Here is a 26042-nt window from a genome sequence, read left to right as displayed (position 1 = left end):
TTTGCTTGTGGCTCTAACACTTGCTAGTGATGATAATTAACCATACATTGTCTATCGTGTCAATGAAGGCTGAAGGGGGTTTGCCAGTGATGGCCGTTCACGCGAGCACTCGCCGCGACCGGGTCCGCCAGGGCACGTTGCAGGAAATCCGCACGATTGCTCGCAGACTGCTGGTCTCCGGCGGCTCCTCCGGCGTCACGGTCAACGCCGTGGCGCGCGAGATGGGCATGAGCGGCCCCGCGCTCTACCGCTACTACCCGAGCCACGAGGACCTCGTCGAGGCGGTGACCGCCGACTTCTTCGCCGAGCTGACCGGCGTCATGGAGGCCGCCCGCGACAGCAGGCCCGCCGAGGACCTCGCCGGCCGCCTGCTCACCACCTGCCGCGCGATGCGCGGGTGGGCGATCGCGCACCGCGCCGAGTTCGAGTGGATGTTCACCAGCCCGCCGGCCGGGGCCAAGGCCCTGTCCGCCGACTCGGTCCGCTACCAGGCCAAGCAGGCCTTCGAGCGGGTGTTCTTCGACCAGATCGTCGAGGTGTGGCGCACGCGGCCGTTCCCGACCCCCGACCTGAGCGAGCTGTCCGGCTCGCTGCGCGGGCAACTGCGCGACTACTCCACCGCGATGCAGGGCCAGCTCCCGCCGGAGGCGGCCTACATCTTCCTGTCCTGCTGGATCCGGCTGTACGGGCTGCTGTGCATGGAGGTGCTCAACCAGCTCGAGTTCTACGCCGACCTGGAGGCCTTCTTCGAGGAGTGCCTGCGCGACCTGTGCGAACTGCTCGACCTCCACTACGAGCCGGTCCCCGCCGCGGAGTAAGCACGTACGGCGGGCCGAAGGGAGCTTCCGCATGCCCGCGATCGACGACGCCGACTTATGGATCCGCCGCCTCCGTCCCGCGGGCGGCGGCGCCCCGCGACTGCTCTGCTTCCCGCACGCGGGCGGCTCGGCCAGCTACTTCTTCCCGCTGGCCGGCCTGCTCGCCCCCGCGGCCGAGGTGCTGGCCGTGCAGTACCCCGGCCGGCAGGACCGCAGGACCGAACCGTGCCGCCACGACCTGCACGAGCTGGCGGCCGAGATCTTCACCCGGCTCAAGGGAAGCGGTGAGCCGCCGCTGACCCTGTTCGGGCACAGCATGGGCGCCACGCTCGCCTACGAGGTGGCCCGCCTGCTGGAATCCTCGGGCGTCCCCGTGGCCCGCCTGATCGTCTCGGGGCGGCGCGGGCCCGCCTGCCGGCGCGCCGACCGGATGCGGCTGCTGAGCGACGACGAACTCGTCGCCGAGACCGCCGCGCTGAACGGCACCGACCCCCGGCTCCTGGCCGACCCCGACGTCCGTGCCATGGTGCTCCCGCCGCTGCGTGGCGACTACCGCGCGATCGAGATCTACGTCCACCGCCCCGGCCCGCGCCTGGCCTGCCCGGTCACCGCCGTCGTGGGCGACGCCGACCCGGTCACCACGCTCGCCGAAGCCGGCGCCTGGCGCTCGGTCACCGGCGGGCCCTTCGACCTTCGGGTCCTGCCCGGCGGCCACTTCTACCTCGGCGCCTGGCCGGCCGAACTGGTCCGGCTGCTCACGTCGCGCTGATTCCTCCGGGGTCCCTGGGAGCCATTGACAGGGACGGTGTCTCATCTTAGTTTGAAGGTGTAGCAAGAGTTAGAGCCTGAAGCTCGCATGGCCGCACCTTTGGCCGCCTGCGCCTCCGCTGCCGTCCTGGATGCAGCGAGACACCTCCGCCTGAAAGGACGACCGGCGTATGTCGAAAACCGGATACGGCGGCTTCCCCGCCATCATGGCCACGGCGCTGCCCATGTTCATGGTCGCGCTCGACCACCTCGTGGTGACCAACGCGCTCGCCCAGATCGTGGAGGCCTTCCAGCCGACGCAGGCCCAGCTCCAGTGGGTCGTCAACGCCTACGTGCTGGCCTTCGCCGGCCTGCTGCTGGCCGGCGCCGCCCTCGGCGACCGCTTCGGCCGCCGCCGGGTCTTCCTGCTCGGCGTGGTGCTGTTCACCGCCGCCTCCGCGGCCTGCGCCATGTCCGACTCCATCGAGTTCCTCATCGCCGCCCGCGTGCTGCAGGGCCTGGGAGCCGCCGCGGTCCTGCCCATCTCGCTCACCCTCGCCGTGGCCGCCGTCCCGCCCGCCAAGCGCGACCTGGCGGTCGGCGTCTGGGGCGGCATCAACGGGCTCGGCATCGCCGCAGGGCCGCTGATCGGCGGGCTGGTCACCGAGGGCATCGACTGGCACTGGGTGTTCTGGATCAACGTCCCGGTCGGCCTGCTCACCATCCCGCTCGCGCTGCTGACCGTGCGCGAGAGCAGGGGCGGCGACCGCACCATCGACCTGCCCGGCACGCTGCTGATCACCGGAGCGGTGGTCGTCTCCGTCTGGACCATCGTCAACGTCGCCGAACTGGGCTGGACCGACCCGGCGATGCTCGCCGCCTCGGCCGTCGCGCTGCTGTTCTTCGTGCTGTTCTTCTGGTGGGAGCGCAAGGCGAGCGAGCCGTTCGTCCCGGCCCGCCTGTACCGGGTGCGGCCCTTCATGCTCAGCAACTTCGTCTCGCTGACCATGTACTTCGGCGTCTTCGGCGCGGTCTTCTTCCTGATGCAGTACCTCCAGGGGCCGCTCGGCTACAGCCCGCTGGAGGCCGGGATCCGCACCCTGCCCTGGACCGCCATCCCGATGGTGACCGTCCCGCTGACCAGCCTGCTGGTCAAGCGCGTCGGCGGCGGCCTGCTGCAGGCGATCGGCGCCGGCCTGCAGGCGCTCGCCCTGGCGTGGCTGGCCTATGTCGCCGCGGTGGACGCCTCCTACACCTCGATGATCCCCGCGCTCGCCATCGCCGGCTTCGGCATGGGCATGGTCTTCGCCGCCAACCCGGCGGTGGTGGTCGGCTCGGTGCCCGACCGCGACCACGGCAAGGCGACCGGCGTCAACAACACCATCCGCGAGTTCGGCGGCGCGCTCGGCGTGGCCGTCCTGACGATGGTCTTCACCAGCGAGTACGCCGCCCACCGCGGCGAGGGACAGGCCGAGGCGTTCGTGGCCTCGCTGCGCGACGCGCTCTGGCTGGGCGCGGCGGTCGTCCTGCTCGGCGCGCTGGCCGCGCTGTTCATCAAGAAGCCCGCCGGAGGCCCGGCCGGGCCCGCGGCGCAGGAACGCCCGGCGGCGGGCGTCGCGCTGCGTTCAGAGTGAGAAGTGCACATCTCCCAGGGAAACGGGGACGTCAGTGAAGATCGCTGTGCTCGGCACGCTCTCCATGTGCGAAGCGGGAATGTCGTTCATGCCCACGGCCGCCAAGCCCCGCCAGGTGCTGGCCATGTTCGCCACCCACGCGGACGCCGTGCTGCCGGTTGGGACGCTGGTGAAGGAACTGTGGGGTGACGCGCCGCCGCAGAGCTTCCAGACCACGCTCCAGACCTACATCGCGCACATCCGCAACCACGTCCGGGCCGCTCTGCTGCAGTCGGGCGAGACTCCTCGCCGCTCGGCCAAGGACGTGCTGGTCACCCGCCCGGGTGGGTACTTGCTGGACACCGGTGGAGGCTCCGTCGACGTCCGGGAGTTCGCGCGGCAGACCTTCGCCGGCTACCGCGCCATGGACTCGGGCGACTACGCGGTCGCCTCGCGCAAGCTGCGGGCGGCGTTGAAACTGTGGCGGGGACCGGCGCTGGCCGACATCAGCCCCGGGCCGATCCTGCACCTGGAGATCCAGCGGCTGGAGGAGGCCAGGCGGTGCGCGCTGGAGCGGCGTATCCAGGCCGACCTGCACCTGGGCCGCCACCAGGAGGTGCTGAGCGAGCTCACCGTGCTGGTCCGCCAGCACCCGGCCAACGAGAACCTCAGCCGGCTGTTCATGATCGCGCTCTACCGCTCCGGCCGGCGCGGCGAGGCGCTCTCGGCCTACCAGCGGCTGCGGCACACGCTCATCCGCGAGCTCGGCATCGAGCCGTCGGCTCCGCTCACCGAGCTGCACCTGGCGATGCTCGACGGCGCCTCCGACATCGACGTGCCCGGCCCCGGCACCGCCCGGCACGGGCTGGCCCCCACCGGCTGAGCCGGGTCCGACCGCGAAGGCAGGACGGCATGGACATTCTCGACCTGGCCCGGCTGCAGTTCACCGTCACCACCGGCCTGCACTGGCTCTTCGTGATCTTCAGTTTGGGGCTGGCGCCGCTGGTGGCGGTCCTGCACACGCTGGCCGTACGGTCCCGGGACCCGGAGACGCGCGCGCGGCGATTACGGATGACCCGCTTCTGGGGCCAGCTCTACGTGATCAACTACGCCGTCGGGCTGGTGACCGGGCTGGTGATGGAGTTCCAGCTCGGCCTGTCGTGGAGCGGGTTCACCAAGTTCGCCGGCAACGTGATCGGCGCGCCGCTGGCCCTGGAGGCGCTGGTCGCCTTCTTCGCCGAGTCGACCTTCCTCGGCCTGTGGATCTTCGGGTGGGGGCGGCTGCGGCCGGGCCTGCACGCCGCCCTCATCTGGCTGGTCACGCTCACCGCCTACGCCTCGGCGTACTGGATCCTGGTCGTCAACGCCTTCATGCAGATGCCCGCCGGGCTGGAGGTGCGCGACGGCGTCGCCCGGCTGGCCGACGCCGGGGCGTTGCTGGGCAGCCCCAACGCGATCCTCGCGCTGATCCACGTCAGCTCGGCCGCGCTCCTGGCCGGCGGCCTGTTCATGGCCGGCGTCAGCGCCTACCGCCTGCGCCGCGCCACCACCGAGCCGGCCGGCTTCCGTTTCTCGCTCCGGCTCGGCACCGCCGTCGCCGCGGTCGCCATCATCCCCACCGCCGTCGTCGGCAACCTGCAGTTCCCGCTCATGATCGACAAGCAGCCGATGAAGGTGCTGCTCTTCACGCACGTGCCCACCGGCGAGCTGCAGGCGCGACTGGCCGCCCGCTACGGGCCCGGCGACTACGTGCCCCCGTACTGGGCGGAGCTCGGCGAGGAGACCATGCTCTACCTCGGCTACGTGCTCGGCCTGTTCAGCCTCTGTGCGTTTCTGCTGGTCTTCCGCGACCTGCTCGTGCGCCACCGCGCCGTCGCGGTCGTCGCGGCGCTCGCGGCCGGCAACTCCATGGGCGAGTTCGCCGGCGGCCTGGTCTTCGGCGCGCCAGGACCGCACCGGCTGGAGGTCTACCTCGCCTGCAACGTGCTGGCCGCCGCGCTGCTCCTCTACCGGCCCAGGAGCGAGCGCGCCCTGGCGGCGGCGCTCGTCGCCGCGGCGCCGCTGCCCTTCGTGGCCGCGCTCGCCGGCTGGGTGATGCGCGAGGTCGGCCGCCAGCCGTGGCTGGTCTACGGCCACCTGAAGGTCGAGGACGGGCTCTCGCCGGTCACCTGGGGGACGATGCTCGCCTCGACGGTGACCTTCATCGGCGTCCTGGCCGTCCTGGCCGTCGCCGACTGGGTCCTGATCCTCAGATTCGCCCGCCGCGAGCCCGCCGAGGCGCACCTGGGCGCCGTCGCGGCCGAACCCAGGCACGAACCCGAGCGCGACAAGCTGACCTTGGAGACGTTGTGAACCTGGCCGACCTCTGGCTCGCGCTGCTCGGCTTCCTGCTGGCGGGCTACTTCGTGCTGGGCGGCGCCGACTACGGCGTGCAGATGCTGGCCGCGGCCGGGAACGGACGGGCGCGGCTGCTCGGCGGCCTCGGGCCGTTCTACTTCGGCAACGAGGTCTGGCTGGTCGGCGCGCTCGCCGTGCTGATCGGGGCCTTCCCCCGGCTGGAGGGCAGCCTGCTGCCCGGATTCGCGCCACTGTTCGTCCCGCTGGTGGCCGCGCTGGCCCTGGGCAAGGCGGGCGTCCAGCTCCGCGGCCGGGCGGCCGGGGGCGCGGGCCGGCGGTTCTGGACGGTCTGCGTCGTGGCGGGCGGGGTGATCCCGGCGACCGCCTTCGGGATGATCTTCGGCCTGCTGCTGACCGGGCTGCCGCTGCGGGCCGACGGCGGCTTCGACCTCGGCTGGGCGATGGTGGCCGGTCCGTTCGTCCTCGCCTGCGGGCTGGCCCTCACCGCGGTGTTCGCCGCCCACGGGCTCATGTTCGCCCGGCTCCGGGTTCCGGGTCGGGCGCCGGCCCGGCCGGGGCCGGTGCTCGCCGTCGCGGCGGTGGCCGTGGCGGGCGCCGCGCTCCTGGGCGTGGGTACGGCTCGCCCCACGCAGCCCGGTGCGGCCGTCGCGCTGGCGGCGGCGATGGTGGCGGTGCTCGGGGCGGCCTGGTGGGCGGCGCGACGGGGCCGGGCGGGGTGGGCGTTCGCCGCCACCGGGGTCGCGGCGGCGCTGCCCGTCGTGCTGCTCGGCGCGGCGAACCACCCGTACGTGCTGCCGGGCGCGGGCGGGACCGGGATGACCGTGGCCGAAGGCGCCGCGGACGAGGCCTCGCTGGCCGTCCTCAGCGCCTTCGGCCTGGTGGTGCTGCCGCTCGTGCTCGCCGTACAGGCCTGGACCTGGTGGCGCTTCCGCCGCCCGGCGGAGGGCCCCGCCTACCTCTAGTCCCTAGGAGCGGCGGGCGGCGCTCTGCACGTAGCGGCCGTACAGCAGCTCGCGCAGCACGTCGTCGCCGCCCTCCACGATCGACACGTACCGCATGTCGCGCAACAGCTTCCCGATCGGGTGGTCGTGCGTGTAGCCGAGCCCGCCGAACATCTCCGATCCGGCGCCGGCCACCGCCCACCCGGCCTGGCCGCAGAACATCTTCGCGGTCAGCGCCGACTTCAGCGTGCCCAGCCGGCCGAAGGCGGCGGCGGCGTCCGGCCGGGCCATCAGCTCGTCGTACTCGCGGGCCGCGCTCAGGCAGTGGCTCTTCATCACGTCGATCCACATCTCCATCTGCCCGAGCTTGGCGCCGAAGACCGAGCTCCTGGCCAGCGTCGCCCCCTTGAACGGCTTGGCCGCCGCGTACTCCAGGCACAGGTCGCGCACCCGGCGCGCGAGGCCCACCGCGGTGGTGGCGATGAGGATGCGGCTGGCGTTCAGCCCGATCTCCAGCAGCCGCAGCCCCGACCCGTCCAGCCGGTTGCCCGCCGGGACGCGGCAGCCGTCGAGGCTGACCTGGTAGGTGGCCGAGGAACGCAGGCCGTTGAGGTCCCAGCGCTTGACGATGCGCAGCCCCGGCGTACCGGCGGGCACGAGCACCGCCGAGTAGGTGTCGGGCTCGTCGGCCGAGCGGGCGACCACGACCAGGAACCCGGCGAAACCGGAGTTGGTGGAGAAGTACTTCTCCCCGCTCACCACGAGTTCCTCGCCGTCCCGCGCCACCGTGGTGCGGATCTTGGTCAGCTCGCTGCCCGCCTCCCGCTCGCTGCCGAGGGTGGCGCAGAAGGTCCCCTCCTTGGCCATCGGCGTCAGGTGGCGCTCGCGCAGCTCGGGCGAGCCGTACAGGGAGACCATCGAGGTGCCGAGCACCGAGATGAACAGGGTGAAGGCCACGCCGGCGTCGCCGTAGGCCAGCTCGTTGACGATCCGCACCCCGTCGGCCAGGCCCAGACCGAGGCCGCCGTGCTCCTCGGGGAGCCACCAGTTCGCCAGCCCGGTCCGGCGGAAGCGCTCGAACAGCTCGTGCGGCGGCTCGTCGAAGGTGTCGAGGGCGGCGCTCCGGCCCAGCAACTCCTCGGCGGCGAAGCTGCGCGCGGTCTCCACGAAGCCGGTCATCGGCGGTCTCCTTCCAGCGTGGTCGGTGATCCGGCGGTCCACGCGCCGGGGGCGAGGTAGCCGGCGCCGGACCGGAGCCAGCTCGCCGCCCGGGCGGCCGGCGGGCCGGACTCGCCGCCGGGGCGGGCCAGGATCAGGACCGCCGCGAGCGCGGCCAGGTCGGCGTCGCCCGGACGGCCCCGCAGGACCCGCAGCACGGGCGCGCTCATTGCGGCTGGTTCCCGTGCTTGCGGCTGGGCAGGCCGGCGTGCTTGGTGCGCAGCATGGCCAGCGAGCGGATCAGCACGGCCCGCGTCTCGGCCGGGTCGATGATGTCGTCGACCAGCCCGCGCTCGGCGGCGTAGTACGGATGCATCAGCTCCGCCCGGTACTCCTTCACCAGGCGCTCGCGGGTGGCGGCCGGGTCGGCGGCGGCCGAGATCTGCTTGCGGAAGATCACGTTGGCCGCGGCCTCGGCGCCCATGACCGCGATCTCGTTGGCCGGCCAGGCGAACGACAGGTCCGCGCCGATCGAGCGCGAGTCCATCACGATGTAGGCCCCGCCGTACGCCTTGCGGAGCACGAGGGAGACGCGCGGGACGGTGGCGTTGCAGTAGGCGTAGAGCAGCTTCGCGCCGTGCCGGATGATCCCGTTGTGCTCCTGGCTCACCCCGGGCAGGAAGCCGGGCACGTCCACCAGCGTGACGAGCGGGATGTTGAAGGCGTCGCAGAACTGCACGAACCTGGCCGCCTTCTCGCTGGCGTGGATGTCGAGCACGCCCGCCATGGACAGCGGCTGGTTCGCCACCACCCCCGCCACGTGCCCGCCGAGCCGGACCAGCGCGCAGACGATGTTCGTCGCCCACTCCGGCTGGATCTCGAACAGCTCGCCGTCGTCGGCCAGCTCGGTGATCACCTGCCGCATGTCGTACGGCCGGCTGGGGTCGGTCGGCACCAGGTCCAGCAGCGCGTGGCAGGGCCGGTCCGGCGGATCGGCCACCGGTACGGCAGGCGGCAGCTCGCGGTTGTTGGCCGGCAGCAGCGACAGCAGGTACCGCACGTCCTCCAGGCAGGTCTCCTCGTCGTCGTAGACGTCGGTCGCCACGCCGGACACGCGCGCGTGCACGTCCCCGCCGCCGAGCCCGAGATGGGTGATCTCCTCACCGGTGACCGCCTGGACGACGTCGGGCCCGGTGATGAACATCTGCGCGATGTCCCGCACCATGAAGACGAAGTCGGTGAGCGCCGGCGAGTAGGCCGCGCCGCCCGCGCACGGGCCGAGCATGACGCTGATCTGCGGGATCACCCCCGAGGCCGCGGTGTTGCGGCGGAAGATGCCGCCGTAGCCGGCCAGCGCGGTGACGCCCTCCTGGATGCGGGCGCCGGCCCCGTCGTTCAGCGAGACCAGCGGCGCGCCGGCTTCGAGGGCCAGGTCCATCACCTTGTGGATCTTCTGCGCGTGGGCCTCGCCGAGCGCCCCGCCGAAGATGCGGAAGTCGTGGGCGTAGACGAAGACCGTGCGCCCGTAGACGGTGCCCCAGCCGCAGATCACCCCGTCGGTGTGCGGCCGGCGCTCGTCCATGCCGAACCCGGCGGCGCGGTGCCGGCGCAGCGGCTCGATCTCCTGGAAGGATCCGGCGTCGAGGAGCAGGTCGATGCGCTCACGCGCGGTCAGCTTGCCCTTGGCGTGCTGGCGCTCGGTCGCCGCCGGGTCCGGGCCCTGCCGGACTCCCTCGCGGATGAGCTGCAGCTCGGCCAGCCGCTCCTCGATGGACGGCTCCTGGGAACGCTCGTGTATGACGGTCACGCGGTCATCGCCTCCTTGATCGGCCTCGGGTGCTCGTCGGTGGGCGGGGCCGGGAAATAGCCCACTTCGCGGAAGAAGTTCACGTACGTGGCGAACAGCTCGCGGGTGATGGGGGGACACTCGATCCCCGTCCCGCGCAGCGCCTCATCGGTCTCGGTGGTGTCGATCTCGGGGTAGAAGTCGCCGGAGCCGGCGGCCATCAGCTCGAAGGCGTCCAGCAGCGGGGTCATCGCGTTGCGCCGGTCGGCGTCCACCCGCGCCCGCCAGCCGGCCCAGTCGCGCTCGCGCAGCGGATGGCCGAGCGCGCGCAGGTGGGCGACGAAGTCGCCGAACCCGGCCCCCTCCCGGTTGTACAGGTGGAAGGTGCCGCCGGCGCTGCCGGCCCGGCCCGCCAGGTGGACGATCGCCGCGCTGACGTAGTCCACCGGCACCAGGTGCAGCCGGCCGCCGAGGCCCTCGGGGAAGGTCCCGGCCTGCAGCAGGCCCTTCAGGCTGAGCCAGACGAAGTCGCGCGTCTGGCAGGCGCCCCGGACCTGGTCGCCGCAGATGACGTCCACCCGGAACACCGAAACCGGCAGCCCGCGCTCCCTGGCCAGGCCGATGACCTGCTCGGCCACCCACTTGCTCTGCACGTACCCGGTCGGCAGCGCCTGCCCGGGCCCGGTCGGGTCGTCCACCCGCAGCGGGCGGCCGTCCTCGGCCGCGCGGGCGAACACGCCGGTGCTGGACACGTAGTGGACCGGGACGGTCCGGTGGCGCGCGGCCAGCCGGAGCACCTCCTCGGTCCCGCCCACGTTGGCGTCCCTGAGCCGGTCGTAGGGGTGCAGCCAGTTGACCGAGGCGCCCGCGTGGTAGACCGCGTCGACGGTCTTGGCCAGGTCGTCGAAGTCCGCCTCGGACAGCCCCAGCCGGGGCGCGGCCAGATCGCCGACGACCAGCCGGATCCGGTCGGGATCCACCTCGTCCCAGACCCGGTACCACTCCAGGTTGGCGCGCAGCCGCTCCCGCGCGCTCGCCTCGTCGCTCGCCCTGACCAGGCAGTGTACGGTCGCCCGCGTCGAACGCAGCAGGTCGCGCAGCAGGAACGCGCCCAGGAACCCGGTCGCCCCGGTCAGCAGCACCTCGCCCGGATCGCCCGCCACCCGGACCACCTCGCGGGCCGGCCGTACGTCGTCGGCCAGCCGGATCTCGGCGGCGAAGTCCACCTCCTGGCGGGCCTGCGTCCCGGCGGCCAGCAGCTCGGCGCGCAGGTAGGCGGCCAGCTCGCCCGGCGTCGGCCGGTCGAAGACGAGCGTGGCGGGCAGCCGGCGGCCGATCGCGGCGCTGATCCGGTTGCGCAGCTCGACCGAGGTCAGCGAGTCGAAGCCGAGGTCGGTGAACTGCTGGCCGGCGCCGACCGAGCGCGGGCCGTCGAGCCCCAGGACGGCGGCCACCTCACCGGCCACCACCTCCAGGATCAGCCGGTGCTGCTCGGCCTCGCCCAGCTCCGCCAGCCGCCCGGCCAGCGAGGCCAGGCCGGAGTCGCTGTTCTGGGCGGTACGGCGGGCCGGGACGCGCACCAGCTCGCGCAGGACGAACGGCACCTGCGCCGGGTTCTCCCGCAGCGTGGAGAGCTTCAGCGGGGTGGCCACGAGCACCGGCTCCTCGCTGCTCAGCGCCGCGTCGAACAGCGCCAGGCCCTGCTCCTGGGTGAGCGGGCTCAGGCCGGTTCTGGCGATCCGGCGCCGGTCGGCCTCGGCCAGGTGGCCGGTGATGCCGGTCGCCTGCTCCCACAGGCCCCAGCAGATGCTGGTCGCCGGCAGGCCCTCGGCCCGGCGCATGCGGGCCAGGGCGTCGAGGAAGGAGTTGGCCGCGGCGTAGTTGCCCTGGCCCGGGCCGCCGATCACGCCCGCGATGGAGGAGTACAGGACGAAGGTGTGCGGGTGATGGGCCAGGGTCTGCCGATGCAGGTTCCACGCCGCATGGGTCTTCGGCGCCAGGACGGTGCGGAGCTGGGCCGGGCTCATGGTCGGGATGGTGGCGTCGTCGACGAGCCCGGCGGTGTGCACCACCGTGCCCAGCGGATGGCCGGCCGGGATCGCCTCCAGGGTGCGCTCCAGGGCTTCGGCGTCGGTGGTGTCGCAGGCGGCGATCGTCACCGTGGCGCCCAGCAGGCTGAGCTCCTCGTGCAGCTCCGCCGCGCCCGGCGCCTCCGGACCTCGGCGGCTGACCAGCAGCAGGTGCCGGACGCCGTGCCGGGTCACCAGGTGACGGGCCAGCGCGGCGGCCAGCGAGCCGGTGCCGCCGGTGATCAGCACGGTCTCCTCCGGGCCGAACCGGCTCCTCGTGGGCGCGGGCGCCGCCCGGCGGGCCCGGGGCAGCAGCACCCGGCCCTCCCGGACGGCCACCTGGGGTTCACCCGACAGCAGTACGGCCGGCAGCGCGGCGGCCGAGGCCGGGTCGTCGTCCAGGTCGGCCAGGACGATGCGGCCCGGGGCCTCCGACTGGGCGGACCGCAGCAGGCCCCAGACGGCGGCGGCGGCCGGGTCGGCCAGGAGCTCGCTGCTGGTCACGACGACGAGCGGGGTCTCGGCCAGGGAGTCGTCCGCGAGCAACTCCTGCACCAGGGCGAGCGCCGCCCGGGTGGCGTCGTCGGCGGTTGCCGCCGGGTCCTGGTCGCTCGTCGGCCGGATGGGGTAGAGGACGGCGTCCAGGGAGCCGTCGCCCGCGCCGCGGAGCGTGGGCAGGGCCTCGGCGGCCAGCGTCTCCGCGACGCCCTCGCGGGGGCCGAGCACACCCCACCGCAGCGGGTACGCCGGAGGCGTCAGGGTGATCGGCGTCCAGCCCAGGTGGAACAGTTCGTCGTGGTGGTGGCTGTCTGTGGGGGTGGCCAGGTGGCCCAGGCGGACCTCGCGGATGGTGGCCACCGGCTGGCCCACCTGGTCGGCGAGCCGTACGGCGAGGGTGTCGCCCTGGCGGGTCAGCTCGGCGCGCAGGCTCGTGGCGCCTGAGGCGTGCAACTGCAGGCCGTCCCATCCGACGGGCTCCTTCTGCGTGTCTGGACTCGCCAGCAGGGCCGCTTGGAAGGCCGTGTCGAGGAGGACCGGGTGCAGCCCGAAGCGGGAGCCGCCCGATCTGGCCTGTTCCGGGAGGACGACCTCGGCGAAGACTGTGTCACCGCGCTGCCACGCCGCCGTCACGCCGCTGCTCTCCGTCAGCGGGAGGGGGTGGGCGTCTCGCGGTGGCCAGGCGGTCAGGTCGAACGGGGCTGCGGGGCCGGTGAAGGTGAGCGTCGCGTGGGCGTGCTCGGTCCAGGGGGCGTCCGCGTCGTCGGGGCGGGCGCAGATGCGGACCTTTCGGGAGCCTGCTTCGTCCTTTGGGCCTGCTTTCACTTGGATCTGGAGGGCGCCCTTGGGTGGGAGGGCTATCGGGGTTCGCTGATGGAAGGCGTCCACCGTGGTGCAGCCGAGCTCGTCGGCGGCTCGGATCAGCAGCTCGGCCAGGGCGGCGGTGGGGAGGGTGCGGTTGGTCAGCCACTGGGTGGTGTGGGGGGAGATCCGGCTGGTGAAGACCGTCTCGTCGGTGCCTGCTACGTGGGTGGGGGTGCCTAGGAGGGGGTGGTGGGAGCTGGTGGTGGAGGCGGGGGTTAGCCAGTAGCGCTGGTGTTGGAAGGGGTAGGTGGGGAGGTCGATCTGTCTGCCTGTGGGCCAATGAGTGGGGAGGTTGTGGGTGTGGGCTTTGGCCAGGGCTTCGGGGAACTCACTCGTTGGTATGGCTGTGGCTTCGGGGAGGGTGTGGCGGGTCAGGGTGGTCAGTGTCGTGTCGGGCCCGATCTCGACGTAGGCGCTTCCGGCTTCTAGTGCTTGGTGGAAGTGGACCGGTTGTCTGATCTGCTGGGTCCAGTACTCGGCGTCGTAGGATTCCCGGCCGGTGGCGATCTTGGGCGGGTGGTAGGTGATGGTCGCTGCCACCGCTCGGAATTCGTCGAGGATCGGGTCCATGTGGGGTGAGTGGAAGGCGTGGTTGCCCGGTAGCCGTCGGGTTCGCCGGCCGCGCTCGGCCCACGAGGCAGCGATCTCCTCGACGGCGTGTGCGTTGCCGGAGACGACGGTAAGGGTGGGCGTGTTGGTGGCGGCGATGGTGACGTCGCTGCGGCCTCGCAGGGTTTCGGCGACTTCTGCTTCGGTGGCGTGGATGCTGATCATGGCGCCGGGTGGGGCTTGTGCCATGAGGTGGGCTCGGGCGGTGATGAGGGTGGCGGCGTCTTGCAGGGTGAGGACGCCGGCGACATGGGCGGCGGTGAGCTCCCCGAGAGAGTGGCCGATCACCCGGTCCGGCTTCAGGCCGTGGCTCTCGACGAGCCGGTAGAGGGCGGTTTGGTAGGCGAACAGGGCGGGCTGGGTGTAGCGGGTCTGACCGAGCAGGTCACCGTCGTCGGCGAACAGGATCGGCTTGAGCGGCAGGTCGAAGGCGGCGAGTACCTCGTCGAGGGCTTGGGCGAAGGCGGGCTGGGTGGCGTAGAGGTGGCGGCCCATGCCGGGGCGTTGGCTGCCTTGGCCGCTGAACATGAAGGTGATCGGCTGGCGGGGTGGGGCCTGGACGACGGTGATTGAGGCGAGGGCGGCGGCGAGTTCGTCGAGGGTTTCGCCGGTGACGGCGGCTCGGTATTCGTGGGCGGTGCGGCGGGCGAGGGTGTGGGCGACGTCAGCAGGACTCAGATCCGGATATCTCGCGATGTGGTCGGCCAAACGCGCCGCCTGGTCATGGACCGCCTGTGGGGTCTTGCCGGAGAGAAACCAGGCCACCGGGCCAGACGGTGCCGCGGCAGAGGGCTCGGAGGCGGCGGGTTCCGAGATGGCTGGGGGTTGTTCGAGGATGACGTGGGCGTTCGTGCCACTGACGCCGAACGACGACACCGCCGCACGCCGAGGAGCACCGGTGTCGGGCCAGGGGCGCGCCTCGGTGAGCAGCTCGACCTGACCGGAAGACCAGTCCACAAAAGGAGTCGGCTGGTCGACATGCAGGGTCCGGGGCAGCGTGCCGTACCGCATGGCCTGGATCATCTTGATCACCCCGCCCGCCCCCGCGGCCGCGACGCTGTGGCCGATGTTCGACTTGAGGGAGCCAAGCCACAACGGCCGCCCGTGCGGACGATGCCTGCCGTACGTCGCGAGGAGGGCCTGCGCCTCGATGGGGTCCCCGAGCCGGGTCCCGGTGCCGTGGGCCTCGACGACGTCGATGTCCGCCGGGCTGAGCCCGGAGTTGGCCAGCGCCTGGCGGATGACCCGCTCCTGGGAGGGCCCGTTGGGCGCGGTGAGGCCGTTGGACGCACCGTCCTGGTTGACCGCCGACCCACGGACCACGGCCAGCACGCGGTGACCGTTGCGGCGGGCGTCGGACAGCCGCTCGACCAGGAGCAGTCCGACCCCCTCCGACCAGGACGTCCCGTCGGCCGCCGCCGCGAAGGACTTGCACCGCCCGTCGGCGGCCAGGCCGCGCTGGCGGGAGAAGTCGATGAGCCCGCCCGGGTCGGCGCTCACCGTGGAGCCGCCCGCGACGGCCAGGTCCGACTCGCCCGAACGCAGCGACTGGACAGCCAGGTGCAGGGCGACCAGCGAGGACGAGCACGCCGTGTCCAGCGAGACCGCCGGACCCTCGAAGCCGTAGGTGTAGGCGATGCGGCCCGAGGCGACGCTGCTGAGCTTGCTGGTCATCAGGTAGCCCTCGAGCTCCTCCGGCGCGTTGAGCCCGAGGTAACTCTCCTCGACGATGCCGACGAAGACGCCGGTCCTGCTGCCTTTCAACGTCGTGACGTCGATGCAGGCCTGCTCGAACAGCTCCCAGGACGCCTCCAGCAACACCCGGTGCTGCGGGTCCATGGCGAGCGCCTCGCGCGGCGAGATGCCGAAGAAGGCGGGATCGAACAACGCCGCGTCCCGCAGGAACCCGCCCTCCCGGGTGGAGCACTTGCCGGGTTTGCCGGGCTCGGGGTCGTACAGCTCGTCGATGTCCCAGCCGCGGTCGGCGGGGAACTCGGCGATCGCGTCGACTCCCTCGTCGACCAGCCGCCACAGCTCCTCCGGTGAGGACACCCCGCCGGGGAAGCGGCAGGCCATGCCGACGATCGCGATCGGCTCCTGTTCGGCCGCCTCCAGGTCGGCGAGCCGCCGGCGCGTCTCCTTGAGATCGGCGGTGACCCATTTGAGGTAGTCGAGCAGCTTCTGCTCTTCGGACATCAGCGCACCTCTCCTGTCGTACGGCCGAGCTCTGTGTCGATGAAGGCGAAGATCTCCTCGGCCGAGGCCGACTCCAGGCGGCTGTCCGCCGCCTCTTCCTGGGGTACGGCGGGGCGGTGGAGTTTGGTGGTGATGGCTCTCAGCCGCCGGTAGAGCGTCCCGCGGTCCTTGTGGTCGTCCGGGACGGCGGCGAGCAGCGCGTCGAGGCGGTCCATCTCGGCCAGCAGCGCATCCACCCCGCCGCCCTCCTCCGGGGAGAGCCTGGACAGCAGTAGCTCCGCCACGGCCAGCGGGGTGGGATGGTCGAACGCCACGGTGGCCTCCACCTGCAGGCCGGTCTCGGCCTGGAGCCGGTTCCGCAGGTCGACCGCGCTGAGCGAGTCGAGCCCCAGGTTTTGGAAGGGCTGACCCAGGTCGACGGATGCGGGCTGTGCGTAGCCCAGAGCTGCGGCGACCTGCGTCCGTACGAGCCCCAGGACGACGGTCCGGCGCTCGGCCGGAGCCAGCCCCGCGAGCCGCTCGGTAAGCGGGGCCGTGGACCGGGCCTGCTTGCGATGCCGGCTCCCGGCGAGCAGCCCACGCAACACCGACGGGACCGCCCCCAGGGCCCGCAACGCGGCCAGGTCGACCTCCACGGCCACCCGCACCGGGTCTCCTGCGGGGGCCGTCCGCCTCCTGTCTGTGTCCTCGGTGGCGCGCAGCAGTTCTGTGGCGCTGGCCTTCAGTCGGTTCCCGCCCGTGTCCGCGGCGACCCGCGCTCCTTCGGTTGCCGGCGGTCGATCGCCGCCCTCGAGTGGAGCCCAGGTTCCGGCGGTGAGGGCGGCGTCGAAGGCGGCCAGGCGTTGCTCCGAGGTCAGTGCGCGCTCGATGCTCATGCCCCCGCGCCGGTCCTGCTCGCGGGCCATCCCCCAGGCGATGCCCGTCGCAGGCAGACCCTCGGCGTGCCGGTGCCGGGCGAGCGCGTCGAAGAAGGCGTCGGCCGCCGCCCGGGCGGCCTGGCCTGGCCCGCCGACGGTCCCGGCGATGGAGGAGTACAGGACGAACGCGGCCAGGTCACGGGTCTGCTGGTGCAGGTTCCATGCCGCGGCTGCTTTCGCCTGGAGGGTGGTGCGGAGTTGGGCGGGGGTGAGATGGGTGAGCGTGCTCCGGGCGTGGGCCGGACGACCGTGCTCGGATTCCTGAGCGCCGCCGTCGCGGCCACTCGCGGTGGGAGCCAAGGCGGTCACGTTGTCGCGGGCCTTCGCAGGGTGGGCCCCGGCGGTCAGGTCGTCGCGGCTACTCGCGGTGTGGATGACGGCGGTCAGCGGGTGCTCGGCCGGGATGGCCTGCAGGGTTCGGGCGAGGTCCTCGGCGTCGGCGGGGTCGCACGCGGCGAGGGTCACCGTCGCCGCACCCAGGCTGGTGAGTTCCGCGCGCAGCGGCTGGCCGTCCGGGTCGTGCCTGGTGAGGAGCAGGAGGTGCTGGACGCCGTGCCGGGTCACCAGGTGGCGGGCGAGCTCTGCCCCCTCGGGCCCGGTGCCGTCGGTGATTAGGACCGTGCCGGTTCCGGGGAACGTGGATGGGCCGGCGGATTGGGTCTCGCGGGTCAGCCGGGGGGCCTGCCAGCCGCCGTCCACCAGGCGCAGCTCCGACTCGCCTGACGCGAGGGCGGCGGGGAGGGTTGTGAGGTCCGGCGCGCTGGACGCGAGGGTGGCCGGGCGAGCCCCGAAGTCCGGATCGCCCGATGCGATGGCGGTAGCGGGCGCGGCGAGGTCCGGCGTGCCTGCGGGCGTTTCCACGAGCAGCACCCGGCCGAAGGACTCCGCCTGGGCGGTGCGGAACAGGCCGCGCACCGCGTGATCGGCCAGGCTCCGCCCGCTGAAGTGCACCACCAGGCGGGTCTTGTCGAGCCGGGGGTCGCCGAGGAAGGCCTGGACCAGCTCCAGCGCCCGCGCCCCGGCCTCGCCGGTGGCGGTGAGCACGTCGTCATCGTTCGGGCCGGAGGGCCAGGACAGCAGCAGGTGGCCGGGCGGGTCGCTCGGCTCGGCTGCGGCGGCCAGGGTCTCGTAGCTCGGGACCCCCGGCAGGTCGTCACTCGCTGGGCCGAGCGTTGCCCAGCCGGCGGAATCGGCGGAGTCGTTCGCGTCGGGGAGTTCGATCGGGGTCCACTCCAAGCGGTACACCTCGCTCCGGGCTCCGGGGAGCCGTTCCTCGGGGAGGTGCCCGAAGGTGATCGAGTCGACGGTCGCGACCAGGTCGCCGGCGGGGTCCAGGAGGGTGAGCGCGTACGTGTGCTCGCCGACCTCGGCCAGCCTCGCGGTCACCTGGTGGGCGCCCTGGGCGTGCAGCCGGATGCCGCGCCAGGTCACCGGGGTGCCGTCCACGTGGGACACGACCTGGTCGAGGAGCTCAGGGTGCAGGCCGTAGGCCGCCGCCTCCTGGCGTTGGTCCGCGGACAGGGCCGCTTCGATCGGGTCACCCTTGGCGGGGGCGGGCGGCTGATCGTCGGTGGACAGGTGGCCGGTGGCCAGCAGGGTCCACTTTTCGGCTGCCTCACTTCTGAGGTGTACGGTCACCGGCCGTCGTCCGTCTTCGGCGGGACGGAGGCGGAGCTGGAGATGTAGGTCGGGGGTGGAAGGGAGGACCGGGGTGGTGTGGAAGGTCAGCTCGTCGATCGTGGGGTGGCCTATGGCGAGGACTGCCTCGACGACCGCTGCCGCTGGGAAGGTGGGGTGGCTGGATAGCCAGGGGAGGGTCAGGCGGCTGGTGAAGACCTTTTCGTCGGTGTCGGCCAGGGTGGTTGGGGGGCCTAGGAGGGGGTGGGTGTTGGTGGGCGTGTGCCTTGAGGTGGGGGTTAGCCAGAACCGTTTGTGCTGGAAGGGGTAGGTGGGGAGGTCGATCTGTCTTCCTGTCGGCCACTGGGTGGGGAGGTTGTGGGTGTGGGCTTGGGCTAGGGCTTCGGGGAGGTTGTGGGTGGGGATGGCTGTGGCTTCGGGCAAGGTGTGGCGCGTCAGGGTGGTGAGCGTGGTGTCCGGCCCGATCTCGACGTAAGCGGTCCCGGCTTCGAGGGCTTGGTGGAAGTGGACGGGCTGTCTGATCTGCTGCGTCCAGTAGTCCGCGTCGTAGGACTCTCGGCCCGTGTCGATCTTGGGCGCGTGATAGGTGACGGTCGCCGCCACGGCCCGGAACTCGCCGAGGATCGGGTCCATCAGGGGTGAGTGGAAGGCGTGGTTGCCCGGTAGCCGCTTGGTCCGCCGTCCGCGCTCGGCCCAGTGGGCAGCGATCTCTTCGACGGTCTGCGCGTTGCCGGAGATGACGGTGAGGGTGGGCGTGTTGGTGGCGGCGATCGAGACGTTGGTCCGCCCTTGCAGGGTGTCGGTGACTTCTGCTTCGGTGGCGTGGATGCTGATCATGGCGCCGGGTGGGGCTTGGGCCATGAGGTGGGCTCGGGCGGTGATGAGGGTGGCGGCGTCGTGGAGTGTGAGGACGCCGGCGATGTGGGCCGCAGTGAGCTCGCCCAGGGAGTGCCCGATCACCCGGTCCGGCTTCAGCCCGTGGCTCTCGACTAGCCGGTAGAGGGCGGTTTGGTAGGCGAACAGGGCGGGCTGGGTGTAGCGGGTCTGACCGAGCAGATCATCGTCGTCGGCGAACAGGATCGACTTGAGCGGCAGGTCGAACGCCGCGAGGACCTCATCGAGAGCCTGGGCGAAGACGGGCTGGGTGGCGTACAGGTGGCGGCCCATCCCGGGCTGCTGGCTGCCCTGGCCGGAGAACATGAAGGTGACCGGCTGGCGGGCCGGTGCCTGAACCACGGTGACCGAGGCGAGCGCGGCGGCCAGTTCGTCGGGGGTTTCGCCGGTGACGGCGGCTCGGTATTCGTGGGCGGTCCGCCGGGCCAATGTGTGGGCGACGTCAACCGGGCTCAGATCCGGATATTTCGCGATGTGGTCGGCCAGTCGAGCTGCCTGGTCGTGGACGGCCTGTGGCGTCTTGCCGGACAAGAACCAAGCCACCGAACCGGCCGGGACCGAGCCAGCCTGGGCCGAACCAGCCGTGGTCGGGCCGGAGGGCTCAAAGGAAGCGGGCTCAGAAGTGGCGGGGGCGGAGGCTGCGGGCGCGGAGGAGGCCGCGGACTCGGAGGTTGCGGACTCGAAGGTCGTGGACTCGGAGGTCGCGGGCTCGGAGGTCGCTGGCTTGGAAGGGGTCGGCTCGGAGGTGGCGGGCTCGAAGGCGGTCGGCGGCTGTTCGAGGATGACGTGGGCGTTGGTGCCGCTGATGCCGAAGGAGGAGATCGCGGCGCGGCGGGGGCGGGCGGTGGTGGGCCAGGGGCGGGATTCGGTGAGGAGGGCGACGCCGCTGTCGGCCCAGTCGACGAAGGGGGAGGGGGCGTCGACGTGCAGGGTGCGGGGCAGCGTGCCGTACCGCATGGCCTGGATCATCTTGATGAGGCTGGCCGCGCCGGCGGCGGCCTGGGTGTGGCCGATGTTCGACTTCAGGGAGCCCAGCCACAGCGGCCGGTCCGGGGGACGGGCGGAGCCGTACGTGGTGATGAGGGCCTGCGCCTCGATGGGGTCGCCGAGGCGGGTGCCGGTGCCGTGGGCTTCGACGGCGTCGATGTCGGCCGGGGTGAGGCCGGAGTTGGCGAGGGCCTGGCGGATGACGCGTTCCTGGGAGGGGCCGTTGGGGGCGGTGAGGCCGTTGGAGGCGCCGTCCTGGTTGACCGCGGAGCCACGGACGACGGCGAGGACGCGGTGGCCGTTGCGACGGGCGTCGGACAGGCGCTCGACCAGGAGCAGGCCGACGCCCTCCGACCAGGACGTGCCGTCGGCCCCGGCGGCGAACGGCTTGCACCGGCCGTCGGGGGCCAGGCCGCGCTGGCGGGAGAACTCGCTGAACGGCATGGGGATGGACATCACCGTCGCCCCGCCCGCCAGCGCCAGGTCGCACTCGCCGTTGCGCAACGCGGCGGCGGCCAGGTGCAGGGCGACGAGCGAGGACGAGCACGCCGTGTCCAGGGTCAGCGTGGGCCCCTCGAAACCGAAGGTGTAGGCGATGCGGCCGGAGGCGATGCTGCCGGAGCTGCCACCGGCGATGTAACCCTCGACGTCCTCCGGGATGTCCTGCCAGACGCTGGCGGCGTGTCCCTGATACATGAGCCCGGTGAAGACGCCGGTACGGCTCCCGCGCAGCGAGGCGGGGTCGAGGCCGGCCTGCTCCAGGGTCTCCCAGGTCGCCTCCAGCAGCAGGCGTTGCTGCGGGTCGGCGGCCAGGGCCTCGCGCGGCGACATGCCGAAGAACTCGGCGTCGAACTGGTCGGCGTCGTGCAGGAAGCCGCCGTGCCGGGTGTAGGAGGTCTGGGGGTGCTCGGGGTCGGGGTGGTAGACGGCGTCGAGGTCCCAGCCGCGGTTGGCGGGGAACTCGCTGATCGCGTCCACCTCGCCGGCGACCAGCCGCCACAGGTCTTCGGGGGAGCGTACGCCGCCGGGGAAGCGGCAGGCCATGCCGATGATCACGATCGGGTCCTCGCCCGCGCCGGGAGCGGAAGCGGTGCGCGCGACCGGCGCGGCCGGGGCCGCGGTCTCGGCGAACTGCGCCGCGATGTGCGCCGCGAGCGCGACCGGCGTGGGGTGGTCGAAGACGACCGTCACCGGCAGCCGCAGGCCGGTCGCCGAGTTGACCTGGTTGCGCAGTTCGATCGCGGTGAGGGAGTCGAGGCCGAGCTGCTGGAAGGGCTGGTCGTCCTGGACCGCGTCGGCGCTGGTGTGACCCAGGACCGCGGCGGTCTGGCCGCGGATGAGGGTGACGAGCGCCTCGCCCCGCTGCTTCGGGTCGAGCGCGGCCAGGTCCGCGGCGGCTGCGCCGTGCGCGGCGGTCTTCCGCAGGGGGCGCAGCAGCGACCTCAGCAGGGGCGGCACGTACGCGACCCGCTGCGAGGCGTCGAGGTTCGCGGCGGCGTGGAGCGGGTGGCCGCTCGCCGTGGCCTGGTCGAAGAGGCTCAGCGCGTGCGCGGTGGTGAGCGGGTGCAGGCCCGTCTTCGCCAGCCGGCCGAGGTCGGCGGCGCTGAGGTGCTCGGTCATGGTGCTCGCCTGCTGCCACAGGCCCCAGGCGATGCTGGTGGCGGGGAGTCCTTGGGTGTGGCGGTGGTGGGCGAGGGCGTCGAGGAAGGTGTTGGCGGCGGCGTAGTTGGCTTGTCCGGCGGTGCCGATGAGCCCGGAGAGAGAGGAGAACAGGGCGAAGGTGTGCAGGTCGTGGCCGAGGGCCTGCTGGTGCAGGTTCCAGGCGGCGTCGGCCTTCGCCCGGACGACCGCGTGCAGGTGCTCGGGGGTGAGCTGGACGAGCGTGCTGTCGTGCACGGTTCCCGCGGAATGGATCACGGCGGTCAGGGGGTGCTCGGCGGGGATGCCGGCGAGCGTGCGCGACAGGGCGTCGGCGTCGGCGGCGTCGCAGGCCGCGATCGTCACGTCGGCACCCAGGTCCGTGAGCTCCTGCCGCAGTTCGGCCGCGCCGGGGGCCTCGGGGCCGCGGCGGCTGACGAGGAGCAGGTGGCGGGCTCCGTGCTTGGTCACGAGGTGCCTGGCCAGCGTCGCGCCGAGGGCTCCGGTGCCGCCGGTGATCAGCGTCGTGCCGCGTGACCAGTCCGGGGTCTGGGTGACCGTCTGGCCGGGATCCTTCTCGGGCGCCGGCCGGGGGGCGGCCCGGGTGATTCTGGGTGCGTACGGCAGGCCGTCCCGGACGGCTAGCTGGGGCTCGTCGAGGGTCAGGAGGGCGGCGAGGGTTCGCGTGTCGGCCGACTCGTCGTGGTCGATGAGGGTGATGCGGTCGGGGTTCTCGCTCTGGGCCGCTCTGACCAGGCCCCACACACCCGACTGCGCCAGCTCCACCTGATCGCCGGGACCGGCGGCGATGGCTCGCCGGGTCAGGACGAGCAGCCGGCTCTGGGCCAGTTCGGGACGGGTCAGGCAGGACTGCAGCGCGGTCAGCGTCTCGGCCAGCGTGGCGTGGACCGCTTCGGGCACGGCTGCGTCGCCATCGTGCTCGATCGGCACCACGATCACCGGTGGGGCGGGCCGATCGGCTTCGAGGTCGTGGAGGTAGGTCCAGTCCGGGGCGTCTGCCGGCTCTGCCTCGACTCGGGTCCAGGTCACGTCGAAGAGGCCGTCGGTCGGTACGGCTTCGCCGTTCAGCAGTCCGGCGGCCGGCATCGGGCGCAGTACGAGTGCGCCCACGGTGGCGACCAGGTTGCCGGTGGGGTCGGTCAGCACCATCTCGACCTCCGGCCCGGACTCCCGCTCGGCGCGGCCCAGGCGGACGTGGAGGGTGGTGGCTCCGGTGGTGTGGAGGGTGACGTCGTTCCAGGTGAACGGCAGGTGGGCGGTGGCGCTGGTCTCGACTACGCCGGGGAGGAGCGGGTGGAGGGCGGCGTCCAGGAGTGCCGGGTGGATCAGGTGGGCGGGCGCGTCCGGCTTGGCGTGGTCGGGGAGGGTGATTTCGGCGTAGAGGTGGGTGGGGGTGGTGTAGACGGCTTTCAGGCCTTGGAAGGTGGGGCCGTAGGTGTAGCCGTGCTGGGTCAGGTGCTCGTACGGGTGGTCCAGCGGGTGTGGTGTGGCGTTCGGGGGTGGCCACGGGGTCTTGTCGTGCTCTGGGGGTGGGGGTGCCTCGGTGGTGAGGTGGCCGGTGGCGTGGTGTTGCCACGGGTGGGTCGGGGTGGTTCTTGAGTAGATGTCGATCTTCTGGCGGGTTGGTGTGGCTGGGGAGGTGTGGGTTTGGAGGTGGAGGTGGCCTTGTGTCGGGAGGGTCAGGGGGTGGGTGAGGGTCAGTTCCTCCAGGTGGGGGTGGCCGGTGTGGTCTCCTGCGGCCAGGGCCAGGTCCAGTAGGGCGGTGGCTGGGATGAGGGTGGCGCCGGCGATGGTGTGGTCGGTCAGCCAGGGGTGGGTGGTTGCGGACAGGCGGGTGGTGAAGATGGTTTCTTCGCGGTCGGCTACCTGGGTGGGGGTGCCGAGCAGGGGGTGGGTGGTTGTGCTGGGGTGATGGTTTCGGGTGTGGGCGTTCAGCCAGAACCGTCGGTGTTGGAAGGGGTAGGTGGGGAGGTCGACTTGTCTTCCTGTGGGCCAGGTGGTGGGGAGGTTGTGGGTGTGGGCTTGGGCTAGGGCTTCGGGGAACTGGTGTGTGGGGATGGCTGTGGCTTCGGGGAGGGTGTGGCGGGTCAGGGTGGTGAGGGTGGTGTCGGGCCCGATCTCGATGTAGGCGCTGCCCGGTTCTAGGGCTTGGTGGAAGTGGACGGGTTGTCTGATCTGCTGGGTCCAGTAGTCGGCGTCGTAAGCGTCCCGGCCGGTGGCGATCTTCGGCGGGTGGTAGCTGATCGTGGAGGCGATGGCGTGGAAGTCGTCGAGGATCGGGTCCATCAGGGGTGAGTGGAAGGCGTGGTTGCCCGGTAGCCGCTTGGCCCGTCGTCCCTGCTGGGCCCAGTGGGCGGCGATCTCTTCGACGGTCTGTGCGTTGCCGGAGATGACGGTGAGGGTGGGGGTGTTGGTGGCGGCGATGGTGACGTCGCTGCGGCCTCGCAGGGTTTCGGCGACTTCTGCTTCGGTGGCGTGGATGCTGATCATGGCGCCGGGTGGTGCTTGGGCCATGAGGTGGGCTCGGGCGGTGATGAGGGTGGCGGCGTCGTGGAGTGTGAGGACGCCGGCGATGTGGGCGGCGGTGAGCTCGCCCAGGGAGTGCCCGATCACCCGGTCCGGCTTCAGGCCGTGGCTCTCGACGAGGCGGTAGAGGGCGGTTTGGTAGGCGAATAGGGCGGGTTGGGTGTAGCGGGTCTGGCCGAGTAGGTCGCTGTCGTCGGCGAACAGGATCGGCTTGAGGGGCAGGTCGAAGGCGGCGAGGACCTCGTCGAGAGCTTGGGCGAAGACGGGCTGGGTGGCGTAGAGGTGGCGGCCCATGCCGGGGCGTTGGCTGCCTTGGCCGGAGAACATGAAGGTGATCGGCTGGCGGGGTGGTGCCTGAATCACGGTGATTGAGGCGAGGGCGGCGGCGAGTTCGTTGAGGGTTTGGCCGGTGACGGCTGCTCGGTATTCGTGGGCGGTGCGGCGGGCCAGGGTGTGCGCGACGTCGGCAGGGCTCAGATCCGGATATTTCGCGATGTGGTCGGCCAGTCGAGCTGCCTGGTCGTGGACGGCCTGTGGGGACTTGGCGGACAGGAACCAAGCGACCGGACCAGTTGGGGCGGACGAACCGGACAACCCAGTCGACGACGCCGACGACCCAGAAGACACAGACGACCCAGAAGATGAGCCAGATGAGCCAGACGACCCCAATAGAGCAGGTGGCGGGGTGGGTTCCTGGACGGGGGCCTGTTCGAGGATGATGTGGGCGTTGGTGCCGCCGAGGCCGAACGATGACACGCCGGCACGGCGGGGAGCGCCGGTTTCGGGCCAGGGGCGGGTCTCGGTGAGGAGTTCGACCTGGCCGGAGGCCCAGTCGACGTGCGGGGACGGCGCGTCGATGTGCAGGGTCTTGGGCAACACCCCGTGCCGCATGGCCTCGATCATCTTGATGAGGCTGGCCGCGCCCGCAGCCGACTGAGTGTGGCCGATGTTGGACTTCATCGACCCGATGTAGAGGGGCCGGCCGTGCGGGCGGTCCTGGCCGTAGGTGGCGAGGAGGGCTTGGGCTTCGATGGGGTCGCCGAGGCGGGTGCCGGTGCCGTGGGCTTCGACGGCGTCGATGTCGGCGGGGGTGAGCTGGGCGTTGGCCAGGGCTTGGCGGATGACGCGTTCCTGCGAGGGGCCGTTGGGGGCGGTGAGGCCGTTGGAGGCGCCGTCCTGGTTGACCGCGGAGCCACGGACGACGGCGAGGACGCGGTGGCCGTTGCGCAGCGCGTCGGACAGGCGCTCCACGAGGAGCAGGCCCACGCCCTCCGCCCACGCGGTGCCGTCCCCGGCCGCCGCGAACGGCTTGCAGCGCCCGTCGGGAGCGAGCCCCCGCTGCCGGGAGAACTCGCTGAAGGTCAACGGGATGGACATCACCGTCGCCCCACCGGCCAGAGCCAGGTCGCACTCACCCCGCCGGAGCGCGGCGGCGGCGAGGTGGAGAGCCACCAGGGAGGAGGAGCAGGCGGTGTCGATGCCGACCGCCGGCCCCTCGAAGCCGAAGGTGTAGGCGATCCGCCCCGAGGCGATACTCCCTGGGCTGCCGCTGGCGACGTAGCCCTCGACCTCCTCGGGCACGTCCAGCAGGACGCCTGCCGCATAGCCCTGATACATCAGGCCGGTGTAGACGCCGGTGCGGGTGCCGCGGAGGGTGGCGGGTTGGAGGCCGGCGTGTTCGAGGGCTTCCCAGCTGGTTTCGAGGAGGAGGCGTTGCTGGGGGTCGGCGGCGAGGGCTTCGCGGGGGGACATGCCGAAGAAGTC

General features: G+C 72.2%; 11 protein-coding genes. 6 read left to right on the top strand and 5 right to left on the bottom strand.

What is annotated here, in order from left to right:
• Window positions 1–89: 89 nt before the first annotated feature.
• The 6 genes from ACIBG7_RS42550 to ACIBG7_RS42525 all read left to right on the top strand — a co-directional run bounded on the left by ACIBG7_RS42550 (window position 90) and on the right by ACIBG7_RS42525 (window position 6498).
• Window positions 90–818, top strand: coding sequence for a TetR/AcrR family transcriptional regulator (locus ACIBG7_RS42550; protein WP_397339976.1), 729 nt, complete (start codon window positions 90–92; stop codon window positions 816–818).
• A 31-nt stretch (window positions 819–849) separates the two neighbouring features.
• A complete protein-coding gene (locus tag ACIBG7_RS42545; protein WP_397339975.1) occupies window positions 850–1587 on the top strand; it encodes a thioesterase II family protein in 738 nt (245 codons plus the stop codon).
• 169 nt (window positions 1588–1756) lie between these two features.
• Entirely contained in the window at window positions 1757–3199 is a 1443-nt protein-coding gene (locus ACIBG7_RS42540) for an MFS transporter (protein ID WP_357936012.1), read from the top strand.
• Between the two features lie 34 nt (window positions 3200–3233).
• Complete coding sequence (locus ACIBG7_RS42535) at window positions 3234–4061, top strand: AfsR/SARP family transcriptional regulator (RefSeq protein ID WP_357936010.1); 828 nt, start codon at window positions 3234–3236, stop codon at window positions 4059–4061.
• 29 nt (window positions 4062–4090) lie between these two features.
• Window positions 4091–5530, top strand: coding sequence for a cytochrome ubiquinol oxidase subunit I (locus ACIBG7_RS42530; protein WP_397339974.1), 1440 nt, complete (start codon window positions 4091–4093; stop codon window positions 5528–5530).
• Window positions 5527–6498 (top strand): cytochrome d ubiquinol oxidase subunit II, encoded by a 972-nt coding sequence (locus tag ACIBG7_RS42525; protein WP_397339973.1) that lies wholly within the window; start codon window positions 5527–5529, stop codon window positions 6496–6498. The genes ACIBG7_RS42530 and ACIBG7_RS42525 overlap by 4 nt, the downstream gene beginning before the upstream one ends.
• A 3-nt stretch (window positions 6499–6501) precedes the next feature.
• Here ACIBG7_RS42525 and ACIBG7_RS42520 read toward each other — a convergent pair whose 3' ends face one another.
• The 5 genes from ACIBG7_RS42520 to ACIBG7_RS42500 are packed head-to-tail and all read right to left on the bottom strand — an operon-like array spanning window position 6502 to window position 26030.
• Complete coding sequence (locus ACIBG7_RS42520; RefSeq protein WP_357936002.1) at window positions 6502–7656, bottom strand: acyl-CoA dehydrogenase family protein; 1155 nt, start codon at window positions 7654–7656, stop codon at window positions 6502–6504.
• Entirely contained in the window at window positions 7653–7865 is a 213-nt protein-coding gene (locus ACIBG7_RS42515) for an acyl-CoA carboxylase epsilon subunit (RefSeq protein WP_357936000.1), read from the bottom strand. Before ACIBG7_RS42515 ends, ACIBG7_RS42520 begins: the two co-directional genes overlap by 4 nt.
• A complete protein-coding gene (locus ACIBG7_RS42510) occupies window positions 7862–9406 on the bottom strand; it encodes an acyl-CoA carboxylase subunit beta (RefSeq protein ID WP_397340041.1) in 1545 nt (514 codons plus the stop codon). The genes ACIBG7_RS42515 and ACIBG7_RS42510 overlap by 4 nt, the downstream gene beginning before the upstream one ends.
• A 32-nt stretch (window positions 9407–9438) precedes the next feature.
• Window positions 9439–15657, bottom strand: a complete 6219-nt coding sequence (locus ACIBG7_RS42505; RefSeq protein WP_397339972.1) for a type I polyketide synthase — start codon at window positions 15655–15657, stop codon at window positions 9439–9441.
• The gene (locus ACIBG7_RS42500; RefSeq protein ID WP_397339971.1) at window positions 15657–26030 is read right to left on the bottom strand and encodes an SDR family NAD(P)-dependent oxidoreductase; all 10374 of its coding nucleotides are present in this window, start codon (window positions 26028–26030) and stop codon (window positions 15657–15659) included. The genes ACIBG7_RS42505 and ACIBG7_RS42500 overlap by 1 nt, the downstream gene beginning before the upstream one ends.
• Between the last annotated feature and the right edge of the window lie 12 nt (window positions 26031–26042).

Origin of the sequence: Nonomuraea sp. NPDC050328 (assembly GCF_044459405.1) — a bacterium.
In the GTDB taxonomy this organism is placed as follows: Bacteria; Actinomycetota; Actinomycetes; order Streptosporangiales; family Streptosporangiaceae; genus Nonomuraea.
The sequence above is the reverse complement of the archived record's forward strand: the minus strand, read 5'-3'. Positions and strand labels throughout refer to the sequence as shown.

Bases quoted from the DNA above. Each gene is read 5' to 3' on its own strand.
- ACIBG7_RS42550 (WP_397339976.1), top strand. From the start codon at position 90: ATGGCCGTTCACGCGAGCACTCGCCGCGACCGGGTCCGCCAGGGCACG.
- ACIBG7_RS42545 (WP_397339975.1), top strand. From the start codon at position 850: ATGCCCGCGATCGACGACGCCGACTTATGGATCCGCCGCCTCCGTCCC.
- ACIBG7_RS42540 (WP_357936012.1), top strand. From the start codon at position 1,757: ATGTCGAAAACCGGATACGGCGGCTTCCCCGCCATCATGGCCACGGCG.
- ACIBG7_RS42530 (WP_397339974.1), top strand. From the start codon at position 4,091: ATGGACATTCTCGACCTGGCCCGGCTGCAGTTCACCGTCACCACCGGC.
- ACIBG7_RS42520 (WP_357936002.1), bottom strand. From the start codon at position 7,656: ATGACCGGCTTCGTGGAGACCGCGCGCAGCTTCGCCGCCGAGGAGTTG.
- ACIBG7_RS42515 (WP_357936000.1), bottom strand. From the start codon at position 7,865: ATGAGCGCGCCCGTGCTGCGGGTCCTGCGGGGCCGTCCGGGCGACGCC.
- ACIBG7_RS42505 (WP_397339972.1), bottom strand. From the start codon at position 15,657: ATGTCCGAAGAGCAGAAGCTGCTCGACTACCTCAAATGGGTCACCGCC.
- ACIBG7_RS42500 (WP_397339971.1), bottom strand. From the start codon at position 26,030: ATGTCCCCCCGCGAAGCCCTCGCCGCCGACCCCCAGCAACGCCTCCTC.